Annotated in this window: 5 protein-coding genes; 2 read left to right on the top strand and 3 right to left on the bottom strand. The window is 72.0% G+C overall.

Going from position 1 to position 5,735, the window contains the following annotated elements:
- Window positions 1-184 precede the first annotated feature (184 nt).
- A complete protein-coding gene (locus HW445_RS16460) occupies window positions 185-1,198 on the top strand; it encodes a PP2C family protein-serine/threonine phosphatase (protein WP_180221774.1) in 1,014 nt (337 codons plus the stop codon).
- Between the two features lie 139 nt (window positions 1,199-1,337).
- Here the strand turns inward: HW445_RS16460 and HW445_RS16455 are convergent, their stop codons facing one another.
- From HW445_RS16455 to HW445_RS16445, 3 genes are all read right to left on the bottom strand, one after another.
- Complete coding sequence (locus HW445_RS16455) at window positions 1,338-2,183, bottom strand: alpha/beta fold hydrolase (protein WP_180221773.1); 846 nt, start codon at window positions 2,181-2,183, stop codon at window positions 1,338-1,340.
- On the bottom strand, window positions 2,183-3,127 hold the full coding sequence (locus HW445_RS16450; protein ID WP_180221772.1) for a VOC family protein: 945 nt from the start codon (window positions 3,125-3,127) through the stop codon (window positions 2,183-2,185). Before HW445_RS16450 ends, HW445_RS16455 begins: the two co-directional genes overlap by 1 nt.
- A gap of 61 nt (window positions 3,128-3,188) precedes the next feature.
- On the bottom strand, window positions 3,189-4,730 hold the full coding sequence (locus HW445_RS16445) for a bifunctional 3-(3-hydroxy-phenyl)propionate/3-hydroxycinnamic acid hydroxylase (protein WP_180221771.1): 1,542 nt from the start codon (window positions 4,728-4,730) through the stop codon (window positions 3,189-3,191).
- 253 nt (window positions 4,731-4,983) lie between these two features.
- On the opposite strand from HW445_RS16445, the gene HW445_RS16440 reads away from it, so the two are divergent.
- Entirely contained in the window at window positions 4,984-5,682 is a 699-nt protein-coding gene (locus HW445_RS16440) for a TetR/AcrR family transcriptional regulator (RefSeq protein ID WP_308799283.1), read from the top strand.
- Window positions 5,683-5,735 lie beyond the last annotated feature (53 nt).

Raw genomic sequence — 5,735 nt, 5'->3', positions numbered from 1 at the left:
AGCGGTGCCCGCGTGCCGTGCCGTCGCCCTCGTGGCCGCGGCTCACTCGATCGAATGAGAAGTCCCGGTGATCCATTCCGGTCCGGGACGGCGGGACCCACAATCGAACCGGTTCCGTCCACGCCGTTCCGCCCGTCTCGGGTCCGAACCGCCCGATCAGGGGGTCAGCGGCATGATCCGTCCCGTGCCGAAGCGCCGGGCGCTCGCGCTCGTGCTGAGCGCGCTCTGGGGGGCCACCGCCGTCGCCTACTGGCTGATCGCCGGGATCACCGGCGACCGGAGCGGGATGGGCGTCCGGATGGCCGCCACCGCGGTCTTCTTCGGGGTGGGTACGGGGCTGATCCTGCGGGCCCGCCGGGAACTGCTCCGCGAGCTGCGGGACACCTGGGACATCGCGGCCACGGCCCAGGGGGTCCTGGTGCGCCCGCTGCCGCCCCGGGTCGGCGGCCTGGACGTGGCCGCGGTCCAGCGTTCCGCGGACCCCGGCGCCGTCATCGGGGGTGACGTCTACGAGGTGCTGGACACCGAGCACGGCGTCCGGGCCCTCATCGGGGACGTCCGCGGCCACGGTCTGGCCGCCGTCCCGGCCGCCGCCGCGGTGCTCGGCTGCTTCCGCGAGGCGGCGCACGAGGAGTACGAGCTGCACGGGGTGCTCCGCCGCCTCGACCGGGCCTTCGCCCGCCACCTGAGGCGCCGCGCCCAGGAGGAGCGGCATCACGCGGTCGAGGAGTTCGTCACCCTGCTGCTGCTGGAGATCCGCGCCGACGGCGTGCTGCGGGCGGTCAACTGCGCCCACCCGTGGCCGTACCGCGTCGGCGTGGGGCCGACGCAGCCGCTCTCGGACGCCGAACCGCTGCCGCCGCTCGGCCCCTTCCCGCTGCCGGAGCACATCCCGGTGACCCACTGCGGCCGGATGCGGCCGGACGACGCCCTGATCCTGTACACCGACGGCGTCACCGAGGCCCGCGACGACCGCGGACGTCTCTTCCCGCTCTCCGAGACGCTCACCGGGGCGGCCCGCGGCCGTCCGCACACCGCCCGGTACCTGCTCCACTCGCTGGAGTCCGCGCTGCTGCACCACACCGGGGGCAGCCCTTCCGACGACACGGCCCTGCTGATTCTGCACAACGACGCGCGGCTCTTCGCCCCGCTGCCGGCCGCCGGCCAGGCGTCCCAGGTCGCCCACCCGATCCCGTAGCGGGCGGGCCCGGGACCCGTGAAGGTCCCGGGCCCGCCCGCCACGGCCGGAGCCAGGTGCCGCGACCCCCGGTGTCGCGACCCCAGGTGTCACGATTCCGGTGCCGTGGCCCAGGTGTCGCGGCCCCCGGTGTCCTGGCTCAGTTGTTGGCGACGAAGTCCGTGACCAGCCGGTTGAACTCGTCCGGGTGCTCGATCATCGCCCAGTGACCGCAGCGGTTGAGGACGACCAGGCGGCTGTCGGGGATGTTCGCCAGCAGGAAGAGCGAGGTCTCGTAGGAGACGACCCGGTCGTCACGGCCGTGGATGAGCAGGGTCGGCACCTCGATCCGCGACAGCAGCTCCGGCCTGACCCACTTCGGCAGCGGGGCGCCCTTGGGCAGGCCCTCCACGTAGTTGGCCAGGTGCTCCGGACGGGCCAGCGCGGCGTCCGAGCGGGCTTCGCACAGCTCCGGCGTGGCGAACCGGGCCTTGTCGAAGACCATGATCTCCACGAGTCGGCGCATGTTCTCCGGGCTCGGGTCGCGGTAGGCCTCGATCAGGACCTTCAGGCCCTCGGACGGACCGTCGCCGGCGCCGAAGAGCGTGGGGATCCTGCCGACCGGCGGGCCCATGGTGACCAGGTGGGTGATCCGGCCGGGGTGCTCGGTGGCCAGGCGGATCGAGGTCTGGCCGCCCATCGAGTTCCCGACGAACGCGGCCTTCTCGATGCCGAGGGCGTCCAGGAACTGGATCGCCGCGTCGACGTGGTCGAGCTGGTCGACGGTGGCGGCGGAGGACTCGCCCCAGCCCGGCATGTCGACGGCGTACACGTGGAAGTGCTCGGCCAGCGCCTCGATGTTGCCGGCGAAGTTGCTCCACCCGGTGGCGCCGGGACCGCTGCCGTGCAGCAGCACCAACGGGTGGCCGGAGCCCGCTTCGTAGTACCGGAGCTCCCAGTCGGCGGTCCTGACCGTGCGCGCGATGTCCTTGGCGTCGATCGCCATCAGTGGTCCTCTCCGTGCGGGGCGGGGGCGGGGGCGGGGGCGGCGGCGAGCAGCTCGGCGACGACGGACGACGGGCGGTGGCCCCAGCTGTGCAGCCGGTCGAGCGTCTTCACCTCCCAGGTGGCGTCGTCGATGATCAGACCGCCCCAGCCGTACTCGACGCTGAAGCCGGACGGAGTGAAGACGTAGAAGCTGAACATGTGGTCGTTGGGGTGCATGCCGAGCGTCATCTCGAACGGCTGCTCGGCGTCCATGCACCGGTCGTAGGCCATGCCGACGTCGCGGATGTCCTGGACCTCGACCATGAAGTGGTGGGTCTTCTTCGGGTGCGGCATGTCGCCGAAGGCCACCGTGTGGTGACGGCCGTTGCAGTGCAGGAAGATCAGGTCGGCGACGACGCCGGGAGCCAGCTCCTCGACGATGATGTCGCTGATCCTGAAGCCGAGCAGGTCGATGTAGAACGCCAGGTAGGTCTCACGGGAGACGCCGTGGGCCAGGAGGACCTGGTGGCCCGCGCCGCCGGCGCCGGTGACGAAGCCGCCGAGCAGCTTCTTGGAGGCGAACGGCGTGGCCGCGTCGGCCAGACCGGTGACCAGTTCGACCCGGTTGCCCATCGGGTCGGTCGTGACGAAGATCCGCTCCACCTTGCGGGCGGCGGCCAGGGCGCCGTCGCCCTCGGTCACCTCGACGCCGGCCGCGCGCACCTTGGCGACCAGGGCGTCCAGCGCGACCGCGTCCGACACCTCGTAGCCGGTGGCGACCAGGTCGTCCGCGGGACCCTCGGTGATCACCCAGCGGTGCGCCTTCTCGTCGGTGCGCAGGGTGAAGCCGTCGTCGGTCTTCTCGCCGAGCTGCATGCCGAGCAGTTCGACGCCGAAGTGCTCCCAGTCCGCGAGGCCGCTCACCTCGTAGACGACGTAGCCCAGTTCCTTCACTCCGGACATCTGTCCTTCTCCTTGTTGCTGTCGCTGTGGGGGACTGCTTGTCGCCGTGCGGCGTGCCGCCTCAGGCGGGGACGGCGAGGCCGCTGACGTCGGCCGCGGCGACGAACCGGTCCGGGCGGACGGCCACGGCGCGCGCGCCGTAGCGGCGCAGCCAGGGCAGGAGGACCTCCTGGAGGTCGACCAGGTCGTCGTCCGAGGTGGTGTAGGAGGTCTTCGGCCGCACCGCGACGTACCGGGCGCCGAGCGCGTCCCACCCGGCCTTCTCCTCGGCCGTCAGCAGGGTGGCCGGGTCGACGTCGTCGCCCAGCAGCACGAAGTGGTCGCCGAGCAGGTCGTCCAGGCGGGCCATCCGCCCGGCGACGTCGCCGGTGACGGGCTGCGGGACCATCCGGCCGACCACGCTGGCGTCGCCGACCGGTCCCCGGAGCCAGCCGGCCTCCAGCACCGGCGGGCGGGTGAGCGGCGGCTCGAAGGGGGTGACGGTGTTCTCGGGCACCGCGTTCATCGCGGCGACCTCCTCCTCGGAGGCCTCCTGCCGGATGACCCGGCCGAGCCCGACCGCGAGGCCGGTGAAGAAGGCCGCGTTGGGACGGCGCTCCGCCTCGTAGGTGTCCAGCCAGCTCTCCGGGAGCTCTCCCTTGAGCACCCGGGCGAGCTTCCAGCCCAGGTCGTGGGCGTCGCGCATACCGGTCTGCATGCCGGCGCCCGCCCACGGCGGCATCAGGTGGGCCGCGTCGCCGGCCAGGAAGACCCGGCCCTTGCGCCAGGTGTCGGCCATCCGGACGTGGTGCTTGTAGAAGGCGTGCTGGTGGATCTCGACGTCGTCCTCGGTGACGCCGAGGGCCTTGAGCAGCGGCCAGACCTCGGCGCTCGTCGGGTAGTCGGCCGGGGTCTCGTCGGGCTTGAGCGGGACCTCCCACCGGTGGTTGCCCGCGGAGAGCGCGATGTCGACGACCGGGCGCTCCCGGTCGGACCAGAAGGTGAGGAAGTCGCGGTCCGGCCACCACCGCTTGACGTGACAGTCGACGACCACCCAGGTGGTCTCGTCGGTGTCGCCCAGCAGCCGGCAGCCGACGTGGCCGCGGGTGAACGAGCTTCCGCCGTCCGAGCCGATCACGTACCTGGTCCGGGTGGTGCGGGGCCCGTCGTCGCCCGTCGAGGTGAGGGTGACGCCGTCGGCGTCCTGGGTGATCGCGGTGACCTCGTCGCCGTAGTGGACGGTGACCAGGCCGGCGTGCCGCTCCCGGACGGCCGCGCGCAGCTCGGCCTCCATGACCGGCTGGTAGATGTTGTAGAAGCGCGGCCCGCGGCCCAGGGTCGACGGCGGGTGCTCGACCCGCATGATCTCCGCGCCGTCGTAGGTCACCCAGCGCAGGGCGCGCTGGGGGTCGATCACCTTCTCGACCCGCTCGTCCACCCCGAGGTTCTGGAAGATCCGCATCGTCCAGTCGTTGACGGTCACGGCTCGGGCCCGGGCGTAGATGTCCCGGTCCCGTTCGAAGGCCACGGCGGAGATGCCGTACTTGGCGAGGGTGAGGGCGGCGATCACTCCGGTCGGGCCGAACCCGACGATCGCGACATCCGCGTCGTAGCTCATGGTCATGCGCTGGCTCCGTTGTCACAGCTCGGACGCAATGCGAAAGGTTTTGTACCAACTGTTCGGTATGTGGGAGGGAGTGAAACCCGCCCGGCGTAGTGGCGTCAAGGGGGCCGGGCGTCGACGTCCCGAAGTATTGGACCGATCGGTCGGTACATTCCCAGGGAACGGCCTGGACGGCACGGGTGTCAAGAGGTGAGGCCTGATCACTCTCCGGTGGTGGCCCGGAACCCGTTCCGGGACCGCGTAAAATCCCCGGGTGGAGAAGGCGGAGAGCGCGCAGCAGGCGGAACCGGTGGACTCGGCGGAGAAGTTCAGGCCTCCGACGCACGCCGGCAACAGCCGGGGCCGCCGGTCACGGCAGGAGATCCTCGACGCGGCCGCCCGGGTGATGTCGGTCCGCGGCTACGCCGGGACGTCGATGTCGGCGCTGGCCAAGGAGACCGGCCTGCCCAAGAGCGCCTTCTACCACCACTTCGAGTCCAAGGCCGGGCTGCTGTCCGCCGTCATGGCCCAGGGGGCGCACGACTTCTTCGAGGCCATGGACCGGGCCCACGCGAACCCGCCGGAGGGCGGTACGCCGCGGGAGCGGCTGCGGTGGTACCTGGGCAGGACCGGTTCGGTCCTCGAACACGGCGAGGAGTTCCTGCGCCTGCTGTTCGTGCTGGTCATGAGCCGTGAGGCCGCCGAGGCGCCGGAGGCGATGCGGACGGTGATCGCGGTCCGCGACGAGGGGCGCGTCCACATGTGGCGCATGGTGCACTCGTCGTTCCTCGGCGCCGGCGAGGAGGACGCGGGCCGTGTCGCCGACGCCCTCGCGGCGTTCGGCATGGCCGGGTTCGACGGCGCCTTCGTGGCCGTCCAGTCGGAGGGCGGCCGGGCGATCGCGGACTGGATGGACCAGCTCGCCGACGCCATGGCGGGGCTCGGCGAGGCGATGCTCGCCGCTGACGGCTGACGGCTGACGGCTGACGGCTGACGGCTGACGGCTGACGGCTGACGGCTGACGGC

Source organism: Streptomyces sp. UH6 (assembly GCF_013421635.1).
Lineage (GTDB): Bacteria > Actinomycetota > Actinomycetes > Streptomycetales > Streptomycetaceae > Streptomyces > Streptomyces abyssomicinicus.
This window is presented reverse-complemented; position numbering and strand designations above follow the sequence as displayed.

What these genes read in the sequence shown, in the direction of transcription:
- HW445_RS16455 (WP_180221773.1), bottom strand. Translation starts at nt 2,183, where the DNA reads ATGGCGATCGACGCCAAGGACATCGCGCGCACGGTCAGGACCGCCGAC.
- HW445_RS16450 (WP_180221772.1), bottom strand. Translation starts at nt 3,127, where the DNA reads ATGTCCGGAGTGAAGGAACTGGGCTACGTCGTCTACGAGGTGAGCGGC.
- HW445_RS16445 (WP_180221771.1), bottom strand. Translation starts at nt 4,730, where the DNA reads ATGACCATGAGCTACGACGCGGATGTCGCGATCGTCGGGTTCGGCCCG.